This window comes from Candidatus Palauibacter sp. (genome assembly GCF_965213655.1).
In the GTDB taxonomy this organism is placed as follows: domain Bacteria; phylum Gemmatimonadota; class Gemmatimonadetes; order Palauibacterales; family Palauibacteraceae; genus Palauibacter.
Genome location: NZ_CBDBZT010000003.1, coordinates 3,247,774 through 3,267,626 on the forward strand (window position 1 = coordinate 3,247,774; position 19,853 = coordinate 3,267,626).

General features: G+C 67.7%; 15 protein-coding genes, 2 tRNA genes and 1 CRISPR repeat array. Of the genes, 12 read left to right on the forward strand and 5 right to left on the reverse strand.

The window, feature by feature from the left end:
• Positions 1-124 precede the first annotated feature (124 nt).
• From ACOOGH_RS16510 to ACOOGH_RS16520, 3 genes are read left to right on the forward strand one after another with little or no spacing between them, the layout of a single operon-like run.
• Positions 125-1,801, forward strand: coding sequence for a DUF885 family protein (locus tag ACOOGH_RS16510; RefSeq protein WP_420449954.1), 1,677 nt, complete (start codon positions 125-127; stop codon positions 1,799-1,801).
• A gap of 39 nt (positions 1,802-1,840) precedes the next feature.
• The gene (locus ACOOGH_RS16515) at positions 1,841-2,542 is read left to right on the forward strand and encodes an HAD hydrolase-like protein (protein ID WP_420449955.1); all 702 of its coding nucleotides are present in this window, start codon (positions 1,841-1,843) and stop codon (positions 2,540-2,542) included.
• The gene (locus ACOOGH_RS16520) at positions 2,539-3,231 is read left to right on the forward strand and encodes a uracil-DNA glycosylase (RefSeq protein WP_420449956.1); all 693 of its coding nucleotides are present in this window, start codon (positions 2,539-2,541) and stop codon (positions 3,229-3,231) included. The genes ACOOGH_RS16515 and ACOOGH_RS16520 overlap by 4 nt, the downstream gene beginning before the upstream one ends.
• A 33-nt stretch (positions 3,232-3,264) precedes the next feature.
• Here the strand turns inward: ACOOGH_RS16520 and ACOOGH_RS16525 are convergent, their stop codons facing one another.
• Positions 3,265-3,651 carry a type II toxin-antitoxin system VapC family toxin gene (locus ACOOGH_RS16525; protein ID WP_420449957.1) on the reverse strand — a complete coding sequence of 129 codons (387 nt, stop codon included), beginning with the start codon at positions 3,649-3,651 and terminating at the stop codon, positions 3,265-3,267.
• Positions 3,648-3,908 carry a type II toxin-antitoxin system VapB family antitoxin gene (locus tag ACOOGH_RS16530; protein WP_420449958.1) on the reverse strand — a complete coding sequence of 87 codons (261 nt, stop codon included), beginning with the start codon at positions 3,906-3,908 and terminating at the stop codon, positions 3,648-3,650. The genes ACOOGH_RS16525 and ACOOGH_RS16530 overlap by 4 nt, the downstream gene beginning before the upstream one ends.
• Before the next feature lie 222 nt (positions 3,909-4,130).
• Between ACOOGH_RS16530 and ACOOGH_RS16535 the strand changes: the two genes are divergently transcribed.
• From ACOOGH_RS16535 to ACOOGH_RS16575, 9 genes are all read left to right on the forward strand, one after another.
• Entirely contained in the window at positions 4,131-6,932 is a 2,802-nt protein-coding gene (locus tag ACOOGH_RS16535; RefSeq protein ID WP_420449959.1) for a prolyl oligopeptidase family serine peptidase, read from the forward strand.
• 2 nt (positions 6,933-6,934) lie between these two features.
• Entirely contained in the window at positions 6,935-10,000 is a 3,066-nt protein-coding gene (locus tag ACOOGH_RS16540; protein ID WP_420449960.1) for a VPS10 domain-containing protein, read from the forward strand.
• A gap of 78 nt (positions 10,001-10,078) precedes the next feature.
• Positions 10,079-10,747, forward strand: a complete 669-nt coding sequence (locus ACOOGH_RS16545) for a hypothetical protein (RefSeq protein ID WP_420449961.1) — start codon at positions 10,079-10,081, stop codon at positions 10,745-10,747.
• A gap of 55 nt (positions 10,748-10,802) precedes the next feature.
• Positions 10,803-12,911: an NAD-dependent DNA ligase LigA gene (gene ligA / locus ACOOGH_RS16550; protein ID WP_420449962.1), complete on the forward strand. Its 2,109-nt coding sequence runs from the start codon at positions 10,803-10,805 to the stop codon at positions 12,909-12,911.
• Positions 12,911-14,680, forward strand: a complete 1,770-nt coding sequence (gene polX, locus ACOOGH_RS16555; RefSeq protein WP_420449963.1) for a DNA polymerase/3'-5' exonuclease PolX — start codon at positions 12,911-12,913, stop codon at positions 14,678-14,680. The genes ligA and polX overlap by 1 nt, the downstream gene beginning before the upstream one ends.
• Positions 14,681-14,765: 85 nt before the next feature.
• Positions 14,766-15,755, forward strand: coding sequence for a GntR family transcriptional regulator (locus ACOOGH_RS16560; protein WP_420449964.1), 990 nt, complete (start codon positions 14,766-14,768; stop codon positions 15,753-15,755).
• A 253-nt stretch (positions 15,756-16,008) separates the two neighbouring features.
• A complete protein-coding gene (locus tag ACOOGH_RS16565; RefSeq protein ID WP_420449965.1) occupies positions 16,009-16,314 on the forward strand; it encodes a hypothetical protein in 306 nt (101 codons plus the stop codon).
• Between the two features lie 102 nt (positions 16,315-16,416).
• Positions 16,417-16,489 (forward strand) — tRNA-Gln (locus ACOOGH_RS16570).
• Between the two features lie 19 nt (positions 16,490-16,508).
• Positions 16,509-16,594: transfer RNA gene (locus ACOOGH_RS16575), tRNA-Ser, on the forward strand.
• Positions 16,595-16,783: 189 nt separating this feature from the next.
• Positions 16,784-17,353: a CRISPR direct-repeat array (repeat unit 33 nt; unit sequence GTTGCGATCCACGCCCCCCTCGCGGGGGGCGAC).
• 191 nt (positions 17,354-17,544) lie between these two features.
• Here ACOOGH_RS16575 and cas2 read toward each other — a convergent pair.
• The 3 genes from cas2 to cas4 all read right to left on the reverse strand — a co-directional run bounded on the left by cas2 (position 17,545) and on the right by cas4 (position 19,852).
• A complete protein-coding gene (gene cas2, locus ACOOGH_RS16580; protein ID WP_420449966.1) occupies positions 17,545-17,835 on the reverse strand; it encodes a CRISPR-associated endonuclease Cas2 in 291 nt (96 codons plus the stop codon).
• A gap of 3 nt (positions 17,836-17,838) precedes the next feature.
• Complete coding sequence (gene cas1c, locus ACOOGH_RS16585; protein WP_420449967.1) at positions 17,839-18,864, reverse strand: type I-C CRISPR-associated endonuclease Cas1c; 1,026 nt, start codon at positions 18,862-18,864, stop codon at positions 17,839-17,841.
• 265 nt (positions 18,865-19,129) lie between these two features.
• Positions 19,130-19,852 carry a CRISPR-associated protein Cas4 gene (gene cas4 / locus ACOOGH_RS16590; RefSeq protein WP_420449968.1) on the reverse strand — a complete coding sequence of 241 codons (723 nt, stop codon included), beginning with the start codon at positions 19,850-19,852 and terminating at the stop codon, positions 19,130-19,132.
• Position 19,853: the final 1 nt, after the last annotated feature.

The following is a 19,853-nucleotide window of genomic DNA, read 5'->3' on the forward strand; positions in this document are numbered from 1 at the left end:
CCGTCGGAGTGCCCTGCAGGACCCGGCGCCTCGGCACTCACGTCAGCTCGCGGATTTCCGGGACGCGACACCGGCACCATTATGCAGGAAACGATCCGCGGATTACACCCCTCCGGGAGGCACCATGGCTCGCAGCCGACTCCGTCCGTCGTTCATCCTTACGGGAATCGCGGTCCTCGTTCTCGGCTACCTCCTGGTGCAAGTGTCCAGCGGGCCCGGAGATGCCGTCGTCGCCCCAGGTCCCGGTTCACACGACGACCTGCTGCAGCTGTTCGACGAGTGGCGGGAGTTCGAGCGCCCCGATTTCCTCGACGGAGTGCCGGACTACTCGGGAGAGGCAATGGCGCGCCAGCAGCAGGAACTCCCGCAGTGGCGGGTGCGGCTGGGCGGCGGGGCCCCGGCGGACTGGTCCATGGCGGAGCAGATCGACTGGCACCTGGTTCGCGCCGAGATGAACGGCCTCGACTTCGATCACCGCGTGCGGCGCCCGTGGGCGCGGGACCCCGCCTTCTATGTCACCATCTTCGCGGCGGAGAGCGACGTGCCGGCCCACGAGGGCCCGGTCATCCACGGCTGGATCGACCTCTGGACTTACGACTATCCGCTCTCGGAAGCGGACGCGGCCGAAATCGCCGCAGGCATCGGCGCGATCCCGGCGCTGCTGGACCAGGCGCGGGGGAACCTCGCGGACTCGAACGCCCGTGATCTGTGGCTGGGCGGCCTCCGGGCCCTTCGGGGTCAGGTGCGGGACCTCGACAACCTCGCGGCGCAGGTGGCCGGGACCAGCGCCGCGCTCGACCAGGCCATCGCCAACGCGCGCACCGCTTCGGAGGCGTTCATCGCCTGGCTCGAGGAGGAGGCGCCCTCCCGCACCGGTCCGTCGGGGGTCGGACGGGAGAACTACACCTGGTACATGCAGAACGTGCGCCTCGTCCCGTATTCGTGGGAGGAACAGGTCACGATCATGCGGCGCGAACTCGCCCGCGCCCACGCCTCGATGCGGCTGGAGGAGAACCGCAACCGGGACCTGCCGGAACTCGAACGCATCGCCTCGGCGGAGGAATACGACCGACGGCTGAACGAGTCCGTCGACCGCTACATGTGCTTCCTCGACGAGGAGGAGGTACAGACGACGGCGGAGTGGATGGACCCCGCCCTCCGCGCCGTCAACGGGAGCTTCACCCCCGCCGAACCCGGCCAGATCCGGAACTTCTTCTCCGAGGTGAACTACCGCGACCCGGACTCCTTCCGGCCGCACATGCATCACTGGATCGAACTCGCGCGTATGCGTGTGGACCCCCACGCGAGCCCGATCCGGGCCACGCCGTCCCTCTACAACATCTTCGACTCCCGGTCGGAGGGACTCGCCACGGGCGTGGAGGAGATGTTCATGCATCTGGGGCTGCTCGAGGGATCCCCGCGGTCGCGCGAACTCACCTGGGTCATGCTGGCGCAAAGGGCCGCGCGGGCGCTCAGCGGCCTCTACCTGCACGGCGGCGTGTTCGACATGGAGGAGGCCGTGGCCCACGCCATGAAATGGACGCCGCGAGGGTGGCTGCCGGACGGCGACCTCGTGCGAGGCGAGCAGAGCCTCTACCTGCGGCAACCGGGGTACGGGACGAGCTATGTGACAGGGAAGATCCAGATCGAGGAACTGCTCGCGGAGTACGCCATCCAAGAGGGCGAGGATTTCAGCGTGAAGCGATTCTTCGATGCCTTCTACGATGTCGGGGTCATCCCCATCGTCCTCACCCGCTGGGAGATGACGGGGGAGAAGGATCCCATCCTGGGCGCGAACTGACGCGGCCGATGGCATGCGACGCCGCCTGAGGGCGACCTGATGAGCGCGACCTGGATGCAGACGGCGCGGCGACTCCTACCGCGGCTCGCAAGACTCTCGCGAGAAATCCGGCCGACGTTCCATCTCGGCTCGGTGAACGAGCTGAGCGTCGGGCGTCTGCGCGATTTGGACGTCGAAGCCGTCCTGTGGGACGTGGATGGGACGCTCATGGCGCACCACGCGGGACGGGTGGATCCGGCGCTCGCGGCCGGGTTCGAGGACCTGCTCGGCGCGCCGGGGCTGCGGCACGCCATCGTCTCCAACTGCCAGGAGGCGCGCTTCGCCGAGTTGGGGGAGATCTTCCCCGCGATTCCGGTCATGCTCGGATATGAGACCGGGGCCGGGGCGGCGTTTCGAGTGCGGCGCGGGCCCGCGGAGTCGTGGCGCGGCCCGGGCGCGGCGGCGGCTTCGTCCGCCGGCGGGCGGGCTCCCGGCGACCTGCGGCCGATCCGCAAGCCGAGCGGCCGGCTGGTACGAGCCGCGCTCGAGGAACTGGACTTCGCGGATCGTCCCCAGGCGGCGCTGATGGTGGGGGATCAATACTTCACGGACATCGCGTCGGCGAACCTGGCCGGGGTCCGCTCGGTGAAGGTGCCGACGCTGCACCGGGCCAGCTTCCCGGCCCCCGTCCGCTCATCACAGCGGCTCGAGGCCGTGCTCTACCGGCTGAAGTACGGCCTTCCGCGGCCAGGCGGCGCTTGAACGATCCGACCCTCGCCGCGCTCGAGCGGGAGGTCACGGCCTGCCGGAAGTGTCCGCGGCTCGTCGAATGGCGCGAGCGGGTGGCGCGGGAACGCCGGGCTGCCTTTCGCGACGAGACCTACTGGGGGCGTCCCGTGCCGGGGTTCGGCGATCCGGCCGCGCGGCTCCTCATCGTCGGGCTCGCACCGGCCGCGCACGGCGCCAACCGGACCGGGCGCATGTTCACCGGCGACCGGTCGGGCGACTGGCTCTACCGTGCCCTTCACCGCGCCGGGTTCGCCTCGCAGCCCGACTCGACCGCCCGCGACGACGGGCTGGTGCTCCGGGGCGCCTGGGTGACCGCCGCCGTGCGCTGCGCCCCGCCCGCCAACAAACCGACCGCCGGGGAGCGCGAACAGTGCCGGGGCTACCTCGAGCGAGAACTGGACTACTTCGCCGCCGCCCCCGTTATCGTCGCGCTGGGCGGGTTCTCGTTCTCGGCGCTACTGAGGATCTTCCGCCAACGCGGGGAAGCCGTCCCGCGGCCGGCGCCCCGATTCGGACACGGCGTTGAGGTCGAGATCGGGCGCCGTCTGCTGATCGGCTCCTATCACCCGAGTCAGCAGAACACCTTCACGGGCACGCTCACCGAGCCCATGTTCGACGCCGTATGGACCCGCGCGGCCGAACTGGCCGCCGTCCCGCGCTGAGCCAACGCCGGATCAATGGCATCGGGTGGATCTTCAGGCGACCTCGATATCGGTGAGTCCGAAGTCGTTTCCCTTGAACAGCAACGGCTCGCGTGTGGTCCTCGCGAGCGCGTACGCGAAGCAGTCCCCCAGGTTCAGCGCGGCCGGATGGTTCCCCTTACCGAAGCACCGCCACGCATCCCGGGCAACGGCAGCCTGCTCCGCCGTGACCGGAACGACCTCCACCTGCGCCAGCTCAAGGAACCGGTCGAGTTCATGGCCGGCCCGGATCCCGCCCTTGCCCTCGGCCACGATTGCGGTCTCGAGCAGCGTCGCAGCGGAGATGCGACGCGACGCAGCTTCGACGATGGTTCGCCGATAGCGAACTCCATCGGGTTCATTCAGCAGGATCGCGAGAATAGCGGATGTGTCGATGATCACTTGGGCGCGCCGTGCTCGTCATACAGTAGATCTCCGTGGTCGGTGGAAGAGATCCCCGGACCGATCAACTTCGAGCACCGCTCGCCGATGGTGCGCAGGTCCCGCATGAGCACATCCGCGTCGCGCAGTCGCTTCTCGCGTTCCAGGCGTTCCTTCAGGGCGATAGTGATGGCTCCCGTCTTCGTATCTCCGGTCAGCCGTGCCAGTTCGTCGGCCAGCCGGCACGTCTCCTCGTTCTTGATGTTGAGGCTCATCATCCACCTCTCAACACTAGATGGTAGAAACTGTCCCCGCGATTCTACCCTACCTCGTGCCAAGACCCGCGGCAAACCGGCCCTCACGCCGCGCCTCGGGCTCCGGCTGACTGCCTACTCTTGCCCGGAACAGCCGTTTCCGGTGCATGTTGCGGGGTCGCGGACGCTGGCCGCCCGCCGGACGCTCCGTGGGGGGCGGCGCCCGCAAGTTCAGGAGACAGAGAGATGAGGAACATCCTCCCGCGAATCACGGCCATCCTCGCCGTCGTGCTCGGCGCCGCCGCCGGCCTGTATCCCGAGGGGGCGGCCGCGCAGGACAAGCCCACGCTCGGCGCGGACGACTACGACCAATGGGAGAGCCCGGGCCAGGCCTCGCTCTCGCCGGATGGACTGTGGCTCGCCGTCACGGTTCGTCGCGTGGACGAGACTTCGGAGCTTCGCGTCCACCGCACGGACTCCGACTCGGTCGTCATCGCCGCGGAGGGCTCGCGCTCCGAGTTCGGTGCGGACGGAAACTGGCTCGTGTACGCCATCGGCGTCTCCCCGGACGACCGAGAGCGGCTCAGCGAGCGGGGCGATCCCATCCGCAACGGCGCAGGCCTCCTCAACCTGCGGACGGGGGAGCAGGACGAGATCGAGGCGGTGCAGTCGTTCTCCTTCTCCGATGACGGAAGATATCTGGCGCTCCGCCGCTACGGCCCCGAGGAAAGCGAAAGCGCCGGTGCCGATGTCCTCGTTCGGGATCTCGGTGGGGGCGGGCCGATAAGTTTCGGCAATGTTTCCGGATTCGCCTGGCAGGAAGATGGGAACCTGCTGGCGATGACGGTCGACGCCGGGGAGCGGGTCGGCAACGGAGTCCGGCTCTACGATCCCGAATCCGGGCGCATCCGCTCGCTCGACACGGACGAGGCGACGTACCGGGAACTGTCGTGGCGCGAGGATGCTCCGGATCTCGCCGTCCTCAAGACGTATGAGGACGAGGCGCACGAGGACACCGCGCACGTGGCGCTGGCGTGGCGCGATCTCGATTCCGACACCCCCCGGACGCTCGTCCTCGACCCGCGCGAGCCCTCCGAACTCCCCGGAGGCACCCGGATCGTCGAACACCGCATCCCCTCCTGGTCCGACGATGGCTCCACGATCTTCCTCGGTCTCCAGGAGCGGATCCCGGTCGAGACGGCAGCCGAGGACGAGGAAATGGAGGGGGAGGACGGAGAGGAAGGGGAAGGGGAGAACGGGGCCGAGCCCGATGATGAGGAGGAGAGCCCAGGCGTCGAGGTGTGGCACTCGCTCGACGTCGATCCGATTCCCCAGCAGCGCGTGCGCGAGAGCCGCTTGCGGCAGGAGCACGATCTCGGTGCCTGGGATCTGGCCGACGGTGGATTCCTCCTCCTGGGGGGCGATCACGCGGACCAGGCCGAGATCGCCGACGGCGGGCGCCACGTGCTGGCCCGCGACGAGACGCCGTACGACGTCGACGCGATGTTCCGCCAGCAATTCCACGACCTCTACGCCGTCGACGCGCGCACCGGCAGCCGGGAGCTCGTCCGGGAGCGGGTGACGATCGACATGGGCTCGAGCCCCGGCGGCCGCTACGCGGTCTGGTTCGAGGGCGCGGACTACTGGACGCACGACCTCACGACCGGCGAGACGCGCAACGTGACGGAAGGTCTCGCCGGCACATTCGTGGACCTCGACCGGACGCCCACCCGCGAGCAGATGGGTCCCTTCGGCATCGCCGGCTGGCTGGAGGATGACGCGGCGCTGCTCGTGAACGACCGCTTCGACGTGTGGGAGGTGAGCCCCGATGGCTCCGGCGGCAGGCGGCTTACCGCGGGCGCGGAGGACGAGGTACGGCACCGCGTGTTGCGGCTCGACCGCGAAGCCGACGCCTTCGCCCCGAGCGAAGCTCTCTATTACTCCACCTACGGCGAGTGGACGAAGAAGGCCGGGTTCTCGCGCGCCCGCCGGGGAGACACGCCGGAGCCGCTGATCTGGGCGGACGCGAGCTTCGCGGGCGGCCTGCTCAAGGCGGAGGACGCCGACGTGTACGCCTTCCGCCGCGAGCGGTTCGACGACTCGCCCGACTACTTCGTCACGGGTCCCGACCTCGACGAAGCGCGGCAGGTCACCCGCACGAATCCCTTCCAGGAGGACTACGCCTGGGGCCGCACGCAACTCATCGACTACGAGAACGAGTGGGGACGCCCGCTCCAGGGCGCGCTCGTCTATCCGGCCGACCATGATCCGGACCGGACGTATCCCATGATCGTGTTCCACTACGAAATGCTGTCACAGGGTCTCCACCGGTACGTCGTTCCGGACCCCACGCGCTACTACAACGTCCAGATCTGGAGCCAGGAGGGGTACTTCGTCTTCATGCCGGACATCGTCTATCGCGACCGGCGTCCGGGACAATCGAACGTGGAGACGCTGCGCCCGGCGGTGGCGGCGGCGGTCGAGACCGGGATGATCGACGCCGACCGCGTCGGACTCATCGGCCATTCGTGGGGTGGGTATCAGACGACGTTCTTCGTCACGCAGGACGATCTCTTCGCGGCCGCGGTGGCGGGGGCGCCACTGACCAACCTGATGAGCATGTATCTCTCCTTCTACTGGAACAGCGGGGGGACGGACGCCCGGATCTTCGAGATCAGCCAGGGTCGCATGCAGGTGCCGTGGTGGGAGGACTGGGATTCCTACTTCAACAACTCTCCCCTCCATCACATTCAGAACCTCAACACGCCCCTCCTCATCGAGTTCGGGACGGAGGACGGCGCCGTGGAGTTCAACCAGGGCGTCGAGTTCTACAACGCGGCCCGGCGCGCGGGGAAGCACATGGTGATGCTCGTCTACGAGGGGGAGAATCACGGACTCGCGAGGGAGCCGAACCAGCGCGACTACCAGAGCCGCATCCTCCAGTGGTTTGCCCACTACCTGAAGGGGGAACCGGCCCCGGCCTGGATCACCACCGGCGTCCCCTATCTGGAGCAGAAGGACGGCCTCAAGAAGAAGAAGGTGAGCTGACCATGATTCTGCGCCCCGATCGTACTCCGGCTGGCCTGTGCCGGATCTCCGTCCGCGCGCTGGCGTCGGTGGCGGCGCTGAACGTGGCCCTCGCGGCGGCCCCTCCCCGCGTAGAAGCCCAGGCCACCGGCTCGCCAGCCGGCGAAGCCCGAGCTGTCGAACGGATCGCGGCCGGGCTGACGTGGCGCCTGATCGGGCCGGCGATTTCGGGCGGCCGCATCGCCGACCTCGAGGTCGTGCCCGGCACGCAGTCGCACATCTACGTGGGGGCGGCCTCCGGCGGCGTCTGGAAGAGCGTCAACCACGGCACGACGTGGACGCCGATCTTCGACGACGCGGCCAACCTGTCGATTGGGGATATCGCGCTCGCCCCGTCGGACCCACTGGAGGTGTGGGTGGGAACGGGAGAGCCGAACAACCGCAACAGTTCTCCGTGGGGCGAGGGCGTGTACCACTCGTCCGACGGAGGGAAGACGTGGCGCCTCACCGGGCTGGAGGAGACTCGCCACATCGGGCGCATCGTCGTCCATCCCACCGATCCGGATGTCGTGTGGGTGGCGGCGTTGGGGCATCTCTTCGGTCCCAATCCCGAGCGCGGCGTGTACCGGACCACCGACCGCGGCGAAACGTGGCAGAAGGTTCTCCACATCGACGACGACACGGGGTTCGTCGACCTCGCCCTGAATCCGGCGGACCCGTCGGTGCTCTACGCGGCTGCCTACCAGCGGCGGCGGCGCGCGTGGGGGTTCGCGGGCGGCGGACCGGGGGGCGGCATCTACAGGTCGACCGACGGCGGCGACTCGTGGGCGGAGGTGACCGAGGGCCTGCCGGAGGGAGACAAGGGACGGATCGGGCTCGCCGTCTCCGGGCGGGACCCGGCTCTGGTCATGGCCGTGGTGGAAGCCGAAGAGGGCGGGATTTTCGTCTCGCGCGATCGCGGCGAGAGTTGGACACGGGTCAACGAACTCAACCAGCGTCCCATGTACTACAGCCAACTCCGCATCGACCCCAACGACGAGGAGCGGGTCTGGCTCGTGGCGGGGAGCCTGCACCGCTCGGGGGACGGCGGCGAGAACTTCGAGGCGCTGCCGATGGAGATCGAGTACAACACCGGCGTGCATGTGGACCACCACGACATGTGGATCGATCCCGGGGACTCGCGCCACATGATTCTCGGAAACGACGGCGGGCTCTATTCCACGTGGGATGGCGGCGACCACTGGACGTTCATCGGGAACATTCCCATCGCCCAGTTCTACGACATCGACCTCGATCTGGCGGATCCGTACCACGTCTACGGGGGACTGCAGGACAACAACTCGTACCGGGGTCCCAGCCGTACGCGGCGGTATCAGGGGATCATGAACCGCGACTGGCAGGTGCTCGATTACGGCGACGGGATGTACGCGGAGACCGACTGGTCGGATCTCGGCACCGTCTACGTCACATCGCAGAACGCCGGGATCGTGCGCGTCAACCTGGCCACGGGCGACCGCAAGGCGCTCAAGCCCTTCCCGCCCGATACGACGGTCTCATATCGCTTCGACTGGAAGTCGCCGATTCTCGTGTCTCCGCACGACGCGAGTCGGGTTTATCTGGGCGGAAACCGCCTCTTCATCTCGGGCGACCGGGGGGAGAGCTGGCGCGCGACCGACGACCTCACGCGGCAGATCCATCAGGACAGCCTCGAGTTGATGGGCATGCGCCCGGATTCGACCACGCTGTCGAAGCACGACGGCGCATCGGGATACGGCGAGATCACGGCCGTGGCGGAGTCCCCGGTCGAGCAGGGCGTGCTTTGGATCGGCGCGGACGACGGATCAGTCCGAGTGAGCCGGGACGGTGGGGGGACCTGGGAGGATCTGACCGACCGGGTGGCCGCGGCGGCGGGGCTCCCGTTCCCGTACTACGTGAGCTGGGTCGAGACTTCGCACGCGGCGGCAGGCCGGGCTTACGTGAGCCTGGACGGCCACTGGGACGACGACTACCGACCGCTCGCCGTGGTGACAGAGGACTACGGCGACACATGGCGGTCGCTTGACCGAGGGACGACCTGGGCTCCGCTCGGCTCGGGGCTGCCTGCTGTGCCGGTCGACGACATCGAAATCCACCCGCGCGAGAACGACATCGTGCTCGGCACGCACGGCCGCGCCATCTGGATTCTCGACGACATCTCGCCGTTGTCTCAGGGGTCGGCTGCGGTCGCGACGAATGACGCGGCCGTGCAGCTCTTCGCCCCGCGCCCGGCGGCGCTCTTCCTGTATCGAAACGACGTACCCTCGATGGGCCAGGGGTCGTTCCGCGCGGAGAACCCCGCCTTCGGCGCCAACATCGACTACCGGCTGGCGGAGGCGACGGATGACGGCGTCTCGATCGAAGTGCTGGACGGCGACGGCCGGCAGGTCCGCACGCTTGGCGGCCCGGGCGCCGCGGGTCTCAACCGCGTGACGTGGGACCTGCGTCACGATCCGCTGCCGCACGACACGACCCGGTACGAGGTGCCCAGTCTGGACGCGGGCCCCGCGGGTCCGTTCGTCCTCGCGGGCACCTTCACGGTACGGCTGTCCGCTGGCGGCGAGACGCGCGAGCAGTCGCTGGAGGTCCGTCCCGACCCCGAACTCCCGGTATCCGCGGAAGAACGGCTCGCCCGTCACGAGTTCACGATGACCCTCTTCGACCTCCAGAGGGTGGCCTACGAGCGGGGCATCGAGGCGTACGACCTGGAGCGTCGGGCTTCGGACGTGCTGGAGGCGCTGGAAGGCGCGGAGGAGGTGGCTCCGGAGGACCTCGATCGCGCGCGTGAGCTGGCGGACGAGATCGAGCAGGTCGCCGATGACTGGCGCTCGCTCAACAGCGACATCCGGAACTGGTGGACCGGCTTGCGCGGCAAGTTCGATGGAGGGGTCTCAACGACCGGATCACTGGCGGGGCCATCGGATGATCACCGGCGCCGCCTGGAGCAGATCCGCGGAGAGGCCGAGGCGGCGTCCGCCCGGCTGGACACCGCGCTCGAGGAAACGGCGCCACAACTCGACGCGCTACTCTCCCCTCCCGAGCGTATCATCTGATACCGAACCAGACTCGGCCAATGGAGTAGGACAGCATCGGGCGACTGGTACCGGAATCAAGACAAGGATGGGGGCGGGATGAGCAAGACGAACTTCAAGCTGCTGGCTGGCCGACTCGTATGGCTGATCGTACCCGTGATCGCGGCTCCGTCCGCGCTTGCGGCGCAGGCCTGCCTCGGCTTCAGCGGGAGTGGATTCCTGAGCGGCTCGGGCGCCGTGTGGCGGGAATCGTCCGACGATGTCAGAGGCCTTGGGGGGGGGGCCGGGCTCGATCTGGGGCCGGTGGCCGCCACGGGCCACTACCTGAAGTTCTCGGGTGCCGACGAGTTCGATCAGGAGTTCGACTTCGAGGATGCGCGGGCGACCATCGCGCTCAAGCTTCCGATACCCGTACTGGCGCTGTGCCCGGTCGTCACCGTGGGGACCGGCGGCGTCCTGTCGAGGAACTTCAACGACCTCCCATACGAGAGCGATACCGTCTACGGGGCCGGTGCGGCCGTGGGGCAACGATTCGGCGCCCCGGGCTCCGGCCTCGCGATCATTCCCTCGCTGATCGTGAGTGTGGAGAACTACTCGGTCGACCGGCTCTACGACGACATCGTGGAGGGGGCCAGAGAAGTCAGCGCCGTCGTCCGGGGCGGCGTCACGGTCGAGATCGGAAGCCTCTACGTCCGGCCGCACGCCGTGTTTACCACCGCCGACGACAGTTATGTGCTCGGGGGCGTCCTTCTGGGCGTCACCTTCTGACGGGACCCTGCCGCGATTCTGTCTCGCCGCCAGCGGCCGGGGTAGCTTCCGCGCCATGAGCGAATCGAGTCCTGGCGGCCCCGAGCGGCGGGCCCGAGAACTGCGCAGGGCGCTGCGGCACCATTCGTATCTCTACTACGTCCGCAATCAGCCCGAGATCTCCGACGAGCGGTTCGACGAACTGTTCCGGGAACTGAAGGCCCTGGAAGAGTCGCACCCGGAACTCGTCACCCCTGACTCCCCGACGCAGCGCGTGGGGGCGGAGCCGCTCGACGCCTTTGAGACGATCGAGCACACCGCATCCATGCTCAGCCTGGATTCATCCGCAGATGTGGAGCCGCTCGAGCGGTTCGACGAACGGATGCGCAAGGCGCTGGGCGAAGACATCGCATACGTCGTCGAGCCGAAGCTCGACGGCGCCTCGATCGAACTCGTGTACGAAGACGGCCGTCTCTCGCGGGCCGTGACGCGCGGGGACGGGGTCCGCGGCGAGGGAGTGACCGAGAACGTCCGCACGATCCATTCGGTACCCCTCCGGCTGCGAGGCGCGGATCGCGAAGTGCCGGCGCTCCTGGCGCTGCGGGCCGAGGTCATCATGAGGGTGGGTGACTTCGAGGCGCTGAACGCCCGGCTACTCGAGCGCGACCGCGCCCCGTTTGCGAACCCCCGCAACGCGGCGGCCGGATCGCTGCGGCAGCTCGACCCGCGCATCACCGCCGCTCGGCCACTCGACATTTACGTATTCGACATCCTCGCCATCGACGGGCGGCCGCCGCCCACCCAGCGTGCGACGCTCGAGGCGCTGCGCGAATGGGGACTTCCGGTCAACGAGCGGTGTCGGCCAGCGGCCAGCGTCGAGGAGATCCTCGCCTTCCATGGGGAGATCGAGGCGGGCCGCGACGACCTCGAGTACGAGATCGATGGCATCGTGATCAAGCTCGACGACATCGCCGCCCGGGATGAAGTCGGCGAGACCTCGCACCACCCGCGCTGGGCGTTCGCCTTCAAGTTCCCGCCCCGCAAGGAAGTGACCCGCCTCCTCCACATCTTCCCCAGCGTGGGACGGACCGGCGTCGTGACGCCCATCGCCTTCATGCGCCCGGTGGAACTGGGCGGCGTGACGGTAAGCCGGGCGAATCTGCACAACCGGGAGGAGGTCGCGCGCAAGGACATCCGCGAGGGCGACCGGGTGCGGGTGCAGCGGGCGGGGGACGTGATCCCGCAGGTGCTGGAGCGCATCGAGGAGCCGGGCCGCGAGCGCGCGGAACCGTGGGTCATGCCCGGCGAATGCCCCTCGTGCGGGACCGCCCTGGAGCCGCGCGGCCCCTACACCTTCTGCCCCAACCTGTTCGCCTGTCCGGCTCAGCTGGCGGGTCGAATCCAGCATCTGGGCTCCCGCCACGCCCTCGACATCGAGGGACTGGGGGAGGAGACCGCGAACCTCCTCGTCCGGCGGAACGTCATCGCCCACGTTCCCGAGCTGTTCGAGCTCGAGCCAGCGACGCTGGTGGAGTTGGAGGGTTTCGCCGAAAAGTCCGCCAACAACCTTGTCGAGGCGATCGCGGCCGCCCGACGCACGGAACTCGCACGCTTCATCTACGGTCTCGGGATCCCGGAGGTCGGGACGACGGTGGCGAGGGAAATCGCAGCGCACTTCCTGTCCTTCGAGGCGTTCCGGTCCGCGGACGACGAGACGCTCCAGACCGTGGACGGGATCGGCCCAAGGATGGCGGAGCAGATCACCACCTTCCTGGCCCGGCCGGAGGTGTCGGCGGTCGTCGACGAACTGCGAGGGTTCATCGAGCCCGTGCCGCCGCCGCGGGCGGGAGACGCCCTGGCCGGACTTCGGATCGTACTCACCGGGGGCCTCGAATCGATGAGCCGCTCCGAAGCCGGAAAGAAGCTCGAAGCCCAGGGCGCGAAGGTCACATCATCCGTGAGCAAGCAAACGAGCTACGTCGTGGCAGGAGAGAACCCGGGTCGCAAGCTGGAACGGGCGCAGACGCTCGGCGTCGAGATTCTCGACGAAGCGGGTCTCCTCGCACTCCTGAGCGGCGGACCCGACGCGCTCCCCGCACCCGATGAGACGCCCGCTCCCGACGCGGCCGCCGACGCTCCCGAGGCCGAAGCGTCCGCCGATGCTTCCGAGAGCGACGCAATCTGATGGAGAACATCGAGATCGTCCGCGTCCTGGACGAGGTGGCCGATCTGCTGGAGATCCAGCAGGCGAACCCCTTCCGCGTCCGCGCCTACCGCAACGCGGTGCGCACGATCAACGCGCACGCGACACCATTACGGAAGCTGGTCGAACAGGGCGCCGACCTTACGGAGCTGCCGTCGATAGGGAAGGGGATGGCGGACAACATCCGGGAACTCGTCGAGAGCGGGCGCCTCGCGATGCTCGAGGAGATGGCGGCCGAGATTCCTCCCGGACTCGTCGAGTTGATGCGCCTTCCGGGCGTCGGCCCCAAGAAGGCGCGCAAGCTGTGGGACGAGTTGGGCGTCGAGTCGATCGAGGATCTGGAGGAGGTCGCGAGCGAAGGGCGCGTGGCCGAACTGCCCGGCTTCGGAATCAAGACGCAGGACCGGATCCTCCGCGGTATCCGCAACTACCGGACGAACACAGCCCGCTTCCGCCTCGGGGAGGTCGACGAGCTCCTGCCGCCGCTAATCGAGCACCTGCAGTTGACACCCGGCATCACCCGGCTGGAGGTCGCGGGGAGCTACCGCCGCCGTAAGGAGACGGTCGGCGACATCGATGTACTGGTCCTGGCCGATGACACGCGGGCCGCCTCCGACGCCCTCGTCGGGTTCTCCGGCGTCGATAGCGTAATAGGGGCCGGCGGGACGAAGACATCGGTGCGCCTCCGGAGTGGGTTGCAGGTCGACCTGCGGGTCGTACCGGCGGAGAGCTGGGGCGCCGCACTCGTCTATTTCACGGGCTCGAAGGAGCACAACATCCGGCTCCGCCGGCGTGCCCTCGAGCGGAAGCTGCGCGTGTCGGAGTACGGCGTGTTCCGGATTCCCGACGACTCGCTCGGCGACCGTCTCGGCGAGCGCGGCATCGCCTCGGAGGGCGCCATGGTCGCCGGCGCCAGCGAGGAGGAGGTCTACCGGGCCCTGGATCTGGCCTGGATTCCGCCGGAATTGCGCGCGGACCGCGGAGAGTTCTCCGCCTCTGATGCGGGCGCTCTCCCGGATCTCGTCGAGCGCTCGGACCTGCGCGGTGACGTCCACATGCACAGCACCTGGTCCGATGGCCGGGTCTCCCTGGAAGAGATGGTCGAGGCGTGCGCGTCGCGCGGCTACGAGTACATGGCGATCACCGATCACTCGAAGGCGCTCGCGATGGTCGAGGGGCTGGACGCGGCCAAGCTTCGACGGCAGTGGGCCGAGATCGTCGAAGTGCAGGCCGCGCACCCCGAGATCCGGATCCTGCGCGGGATGGAGGTCGATATCCTGCGAGACGGGACGCTGGACCTCGAGGACGAGATGCTGGATCAGCTCGATGTCGTGGTCATCTCGATCCACTCCTTCTTCGGCTTGGATCGGGCGCAGCAGACGGAGCGCGTCTTGAAGGCGCTGGCTCACCCCCGTTCCATGATCTTCGGTCACCCCACGGGAAGAATCATCAACCGGCGGGGCCCGATCGACGTGGACATCGACGACATTCTCCACGCCTGCGCAGAATTCGGCGTCGCGGTCGAGGTCAACTCCCACCCCAACCGCCTGGATCTGAAGGACAGCCACCTCCGACGCGCTCGCGAACTGGGCGTGCCCGTCGTGGTTACGACCGACGCGCACCGCCCCGACGATCTGGATCTGGCGCGCTACGGCATCGAGCAGGCGCGCCGTGCCTGGCTCACCCCGGACCAGATCCTCAATACGCGTGGCGCGGACGAGTTCCTCGCAGCCCTCGGGGGAAGCCGGTGACTTGAGCCTCCGTTGAGACCCGGTCCCGATATTGCCGTCGAAGAAGGCCGACAGGGGGGACCCCAGGGTACGGAGGATCGGACACATGACGGTTGAATGCGGACACCCGCCGCTCTCGCGGGATCACCACATACCGCTCCGGAGACAGCTTGCGGCCGATCTCGAGGCCGGGATTCGGGATGGACAAGTCCGCCCCGGGGCGCCTCTCCCATCGTCCAGGGACATGGCCCGCCGGCTCGGCGTCGATCGGGGGACGGTGGGGGCCGCGCTCGCCAGACTGCGCCGGAGGAACCTCATCGAACTCGGGAAGGGACAGCGCCCCCGCGTATCGATGCGCCCGCGCTCCCTCCTGGCAGCGCCCACTGCGGAGATGGTGCCGCGGGCCGCGGCGCTGGATCTGCTGAGGCGCGCGCATGCCGGGGGAATCTCTCGGTGGCAACTGCTCAACGAACTCGAGCGGATCGTCGACGGGGCGCGGCGCCCGGATCCGCGCACTGCGACCCTGTGCGAACCCCGCGTCGGGCTGCGGGCCGTGCTCGCCGCGGAACTTGCCGAAGCCTGCGGAATCGTCGTTCACGCCGTCGACTCCGCGCGCCACATCCCGGAGAACTTCCCGGTCGTCGTGCGGCGCGAGTTGCTGTCACGGATGCGCCGATCCGGGACGATCGAGTGCGTTCCGATATCGCTCGCCGGGGGAACGCGCGAACGGGAACTGGTCCGACAGCGAATGCGCCGCGGGTTCGTCGTACTTCTCTCCCGAAGCGAGACCGTGCGCGTCTTCGCCGCGGAACTCGCCGCCCGGGACTTCGCTCGCGGTATCAACTTCAAGGCCCTCGACCCGCGCCTCGACCCGCAGGCCACACGCAGAGCCGCGGCTGCCGCGACGATCATCTTTCATGACCGACTGGTCCCGATATCCCGGCACACCTCCGGAAGGGCTCCGGCCGTGCCGATTACACTGCTGCCGCCCAAGGAGATCGAACGGCTCCGTACCTATCTCCTGGAGACGGACCGGCACGCCTGCGCCCGCTCCGGATCCGCATCCTACCGGGTGCCACGCAGGGGGCGGCCGTAGCCCATGCAGGAATGCGCCCCTAGGTTACCGAAGATTCTGCTGGTTCCACCCCGCACGGAGTTGTCGGGATCGTGAACAACAAACGGATCTGGCTGATCGTTGGAGGACTGCTCGTAGTCGATGCTCTGACCGGGGTCCCTGGCTTTCCCGCCATAGTGACAAAGACGCGAACCCTCTATCCGCCGGACTATTCCGAGAGTGGGCCCTACGTGACGACGACGTTCTGTCGCGGTGTACCATTCACCTGGAAATCGTGCGAGGCACGAATCAGGATCTTGTCCGAAGCCTCCGACCCCGCGTAGCGACCGTGTCTCCGGCCAACTTCGATCCCGGCGTGATTCTGAGGGCGCTCCGCTTCCGGGCCCAACTCGCAGGGTATCGACTCGAGCGCGGCCACTACATGGATCGGCCCGACGATCGAGCAGATCGCTGGTACCTCGTCCCCGCGGCCGACGAGAACGCCCCCCGCTCCGGATCCGGCCACCCGACGATTGCGAAAGCAATGGAAGCGCTGGACCAGCTCCCCGACCTTAGCGGATCCCCCATCCCCGACGAATAGGCGGTTCCGCCGCCATCCTCACGGAACTCACCCCGTTTGCGGGCCGACGCTTGAAGCCGCGCCCCCCCTCAAGTATTTTCGACGGCCCATTCATTGGGACGTTGGCCCGTGGTGGAATTGGCAACACGTCTGGCTCTGGACCAGAAGATTCCAGGTTCGAGTCCTGGCGGGCCAATCAGCACAGCAGCACCTGCGGAGGGGTGGCCGAGTGGCTTAAGGCGGCGCCCTGCTAAGGCGTTGACTCGAAAGAGTCTCGTGGGTTCGAATCCCACCCCCTCCGCTTATCATTATCGTATAACATCATATATCACAACTGATTACGCATTAGGTTGCCGTTACGTGTCCCACAACACGTCCCCCTGCTTGGGCTAGAAGATCCGGGACGCCAATGTCGTGCGCGGGACCCGCAGGACGCGTCAAACGTTGCCGATCCGCGACACCGATGCGTGCAGGTGGCGAGCCGTGCTCGGTGGCGATCCACGCCCCCCTCGCGGGGGGCGACGCGGCACAGGGCGCGATGTCCGGCCCGGACAAGACGTTGCGATCCACGCCCCCCTCGCGGGGGGCGACCCGCAGTGGATTTACTCCACACCCGAGGTCATTGCGTTGCGATCCACGCCCCCCTCGCGGGGGGCGACCGAAGCACCGGGGCGTGTTCTTCGGGAGGGTTGTTGCGATCCACGCCCCCCTCGCGGGGGGCGACGCGACGGTCAGGCTGGATCGTTGCACGGGCATCGGAGTTGCGATCCACGCCCCCCTCGCGGGGGGCGACCGAGATGGTCGATATCCAGATCGCCCGCGTCGGTGTTGCGATCCACGCCCCCCTCGCGGGGGGCGACGCGACCACCGCCCGCAAGGGCCGGTTCCATCGTGTTGCGATCCACGCCCCCCTCGCGGGGGGCGACCACGACGATCACAAGGAGATCCTCATCCAGATGGTTGCGATCCACGCCCCCCTCGCGGGGGGCGACGCCGGGTGCGGGGCTGACCCCGCACACCCGGCAGCGTTGCGATCCACGCCCCCCTCGCGGGGGGCGACCCTGGTAGGTGTAACGTGTTGGAGTGACGCTCGATAGAGGGCGAAGTTCGCGAACCCCATAGTCGGCCCACTTGGCGAATCGGCCGATCAAGCCAGCCGGACCCACAAACCGCTACAGTCTGCCTTCAGCGGTGAGTGCGCGAAACTCCTAGGGCGAGCATGAGAGCTCCAAGTTCGCGTGGGCCAAACGGTCACGTGATGAGCGGGTCCTCGAAGTCGATGGTGGGGTTGACACCATGGTGCTCCACTCGACCACGCCAACGACTCCCGAGCATGTAGAAACGAAGACTGTCCTCCGAAGGGTCGATGAGATCGAGGAGATCGAGGCGGAGGCGCGTCCACTGCTCCCAGGTGACCTGACACTCAAAGACCGAGTTCTGGACGCGCTGGCCGAAGTCCAGACATTTCCTGGCCACCTGCCGGAGGCGACGCCGCCCCTTACGGCTGGTGGTGGACACGTCGTAGGTCACAAGAACCACCAAGGGTCATCTCGCCAGGAAGGGAGGGTATCCGTCCAGATCCCCGCGCAGGTGACGCGCCAGGAGCCGGGCTTGAAGATGGGGGAGGAGTCCAACCGTCGTCTGCTCCCTAAGGAAAGGATGGGTAAGGGTCTCTTGCTTCCTCTTCTGGTAGGTCACGATGAGCGCTTTCCGCGCGGCTTCCTTCATATGCACAGCTCCTCCTGGGCGCGCACGGAAGTCCCCGCCAGACACCTGTCTTCGATTGATGACCGTCAGCACCGCCCGGTCTGCGAGCGGTGCCCGGAACTCCTCCATGAGGTCGAGAGCCAAGCTCGCCCGTCCGGGTCGATCAGCGTGAAGGAAGCCAATCTGGGGATCAAGCCCCACGCCCTCGCAGGCCGAACGCAAGTCGTGACGTAGAATCCCATATGCGAACGAAAGCAGCGCGTTGGCCCGGTCCCGCGGCGGGCGCCGCGATCGACCTTGAAACTCGAACTCTCGGCCGCTCCGCGTGACTAGACGGTCGAATGCGCGAAAGTAAGCGCGCCCGGCCTCCCCCTCCATTCCCCGAAGTTCGTCCAAGTCTGTAGCATGCTCCACCTTCCGCAGGATGCGCCCCAGCACGTCGGCGGCTTCACCAAGTTGCCCTTGAGGATCCCCGTGGTCACGGGCTCCGCGACGGATGACCGTTCGGCTGTTTGCGACCTTGCCGACCACGAAGCGTGCGGCGATGGCGAGCCGGGCGGCCGGGTCCAGCGAGAGCCGGTGCTGATCCCGCCGTAGAAGCACGTTGCCGGTGGCGGGTCCCTCGAATCGCCCGATGATCCGGCCCGAGGGCGAAAATAGCGAGACCGTGAGCCCCTTCTCCCCGCAGAGACGAAGCAGCGGAGTGCTGACGTAGCTCCTCCCGATGCACACGAGCCCGTCTAGCGTTAAAGCAGGGACTTGGAGCACCTTCTTCCCCTGCCGTTTCACGACGATGCTCTCGCCCTCCTTCGACAGGTAGGAATCGTCCGTGGTGACGAACAGCGTGTTGAGATGGCGCTTCATGGCCGCCGAGGCGTGAGTCGACGGCTGCCGGGGCTCGACCGCGGACAGGGTGGAGAGTCACAAGGATGCGGGGCGAAGCGAGCAGCCGCAAACCGACTGTGCGGCAATCTGCCCTTGATCGAACGGGGTCGCGAGACCGGCCGCCTGCAGCGCCTGAATCGCCGACTCACGGCCCGATCAAGTAGCCGAACCTGACGTCCGAAGCCCCCCGCCTCATGATGAAATCGTTCCCCTTTCCGCGTTGCTGGACTCCTTCGCGATGGGGCTACGTCACTCCCGGAGCAATTCTCACGACGCTTCGTCCCGGCTCCTGCGCTTCCGCGCGGCCGGACGGCAGCTTCGCCAAGGATCGCCTCAAATAGGCCTTAGTGTCGGACGGCGCTCTCGGAAGACAGACCGAGATCAACGAGCATGCGTCGCACTTGCGGGGCTGATATTCGGCAGCAGGCGGAGCAGCTCTCGAGAGGAGAGAATGAAGTCTTGCCGAAGCCGTCTCGGTCGTGCGGCGGAGCTCGTCATTGAAGACCACCTCGCTCCGGCGTCTCTTCGCCCCATAGAAAAGACCGCCGCTGGACACGCACACTTCGAACATCTCCTCTAGACATAGTGCCTGCGCGCAGAGCTGTACCTCGTCTGCGCGATGCCGCTTCGGGCGGCCGCGCTTGTACTCGACCGGGGCTGGCGCCCAACGCCCTTCCCGCCCGTCAAGAGCAACACCCGATCCTCGCCCGACCCGCCGAAACTCAACCACATCGGCTCGTCCCGACAACCCCAGCCTCGTCGAGCGTACCGGAAGGCCTCGCACGAACACCAGATCCCGCCGCATCTCGTCCTGCCCCGAGTCAGCCCTCTGATGTAGGCGAGTTCCCTCCACGGTGAGCCGATTGTCCGCCCAGACCTGCTCCTGATGGATGAGGGCACACTGTCTCTCGCAGAACAAGAGGTGCTGGAGGGCGCTTAGTGGAATGAGCTCGTCGTCCGTGTACACG

Coding starts and splice junctions, on each gene's coding strand:
- ACOOGH_RS16510 (WP_420449954.1), top strand. CDS start 125: ATGGCTCGCAGCCGACTCCGTCCGTCGTTCATCCTTACGGGAATCGCG.
- ACOOGH_RS16515 (WP_420449955.1), top strand. CDS start 1,841: ATGAGCGCGACCTGGATGCAGACGGCGCGGCGACTCCTACCGCGGCTC.
- ACOOGH_RS16530 (WP_420449958.1), bottom strand. CDS start 3,908: ATGATGAGCCTCAACATCAAGAACGAGGAGACGTGCCGGCTGGCCGAC.
- ACOOGH_RS16535 (WP_420449959.1), top strand. CDS start 4,131: ATGAGGAACATCCTCCCGCGAATCACGGCCATCCTCGCCGTCGTGCTC.
- ACOOGH_RS16540 (WP_420449960.1), top strand. CDS start 6,935: ATGATTCTGCGCCCCGATCGTACTCCGGCTGGCCTGTGCCGGATCTCC.
- ACOOGH_RS16545 (WP_420449961.1), top strand. CDS start 10,079: ATGAGCAAGACGAACTTCAAGCTGCTGGCTGGCCGACTCGTATGGCTG.
- ligA (WP_420449962.1), top strand. CDS start 10,803: ATGAGCGAATCGAGTCCTGGCGGCCCCGAGCGGCGGGCCCGAGAACTG.
- polX (WP_420449963.1), top strand. CDS start 12,911: ATGGAGAACATCGAGATCGTCCGCGTCCTGGACGAGGTGGCCGATCTG.
- ACOOGH_RS16560 (WP_420449964.1), top strand. CDS start 14,766: ATGACGGTTGAATGCGGACACCCGCCGCTCTCGCGGGATCACCACATA.
- cas1c (WP_420449967.1), bottom strand. CDS start 18,864: ATGAAGCGCCATCTCAACACGCTGTTCGTCACCACGGACGATTCCTAC.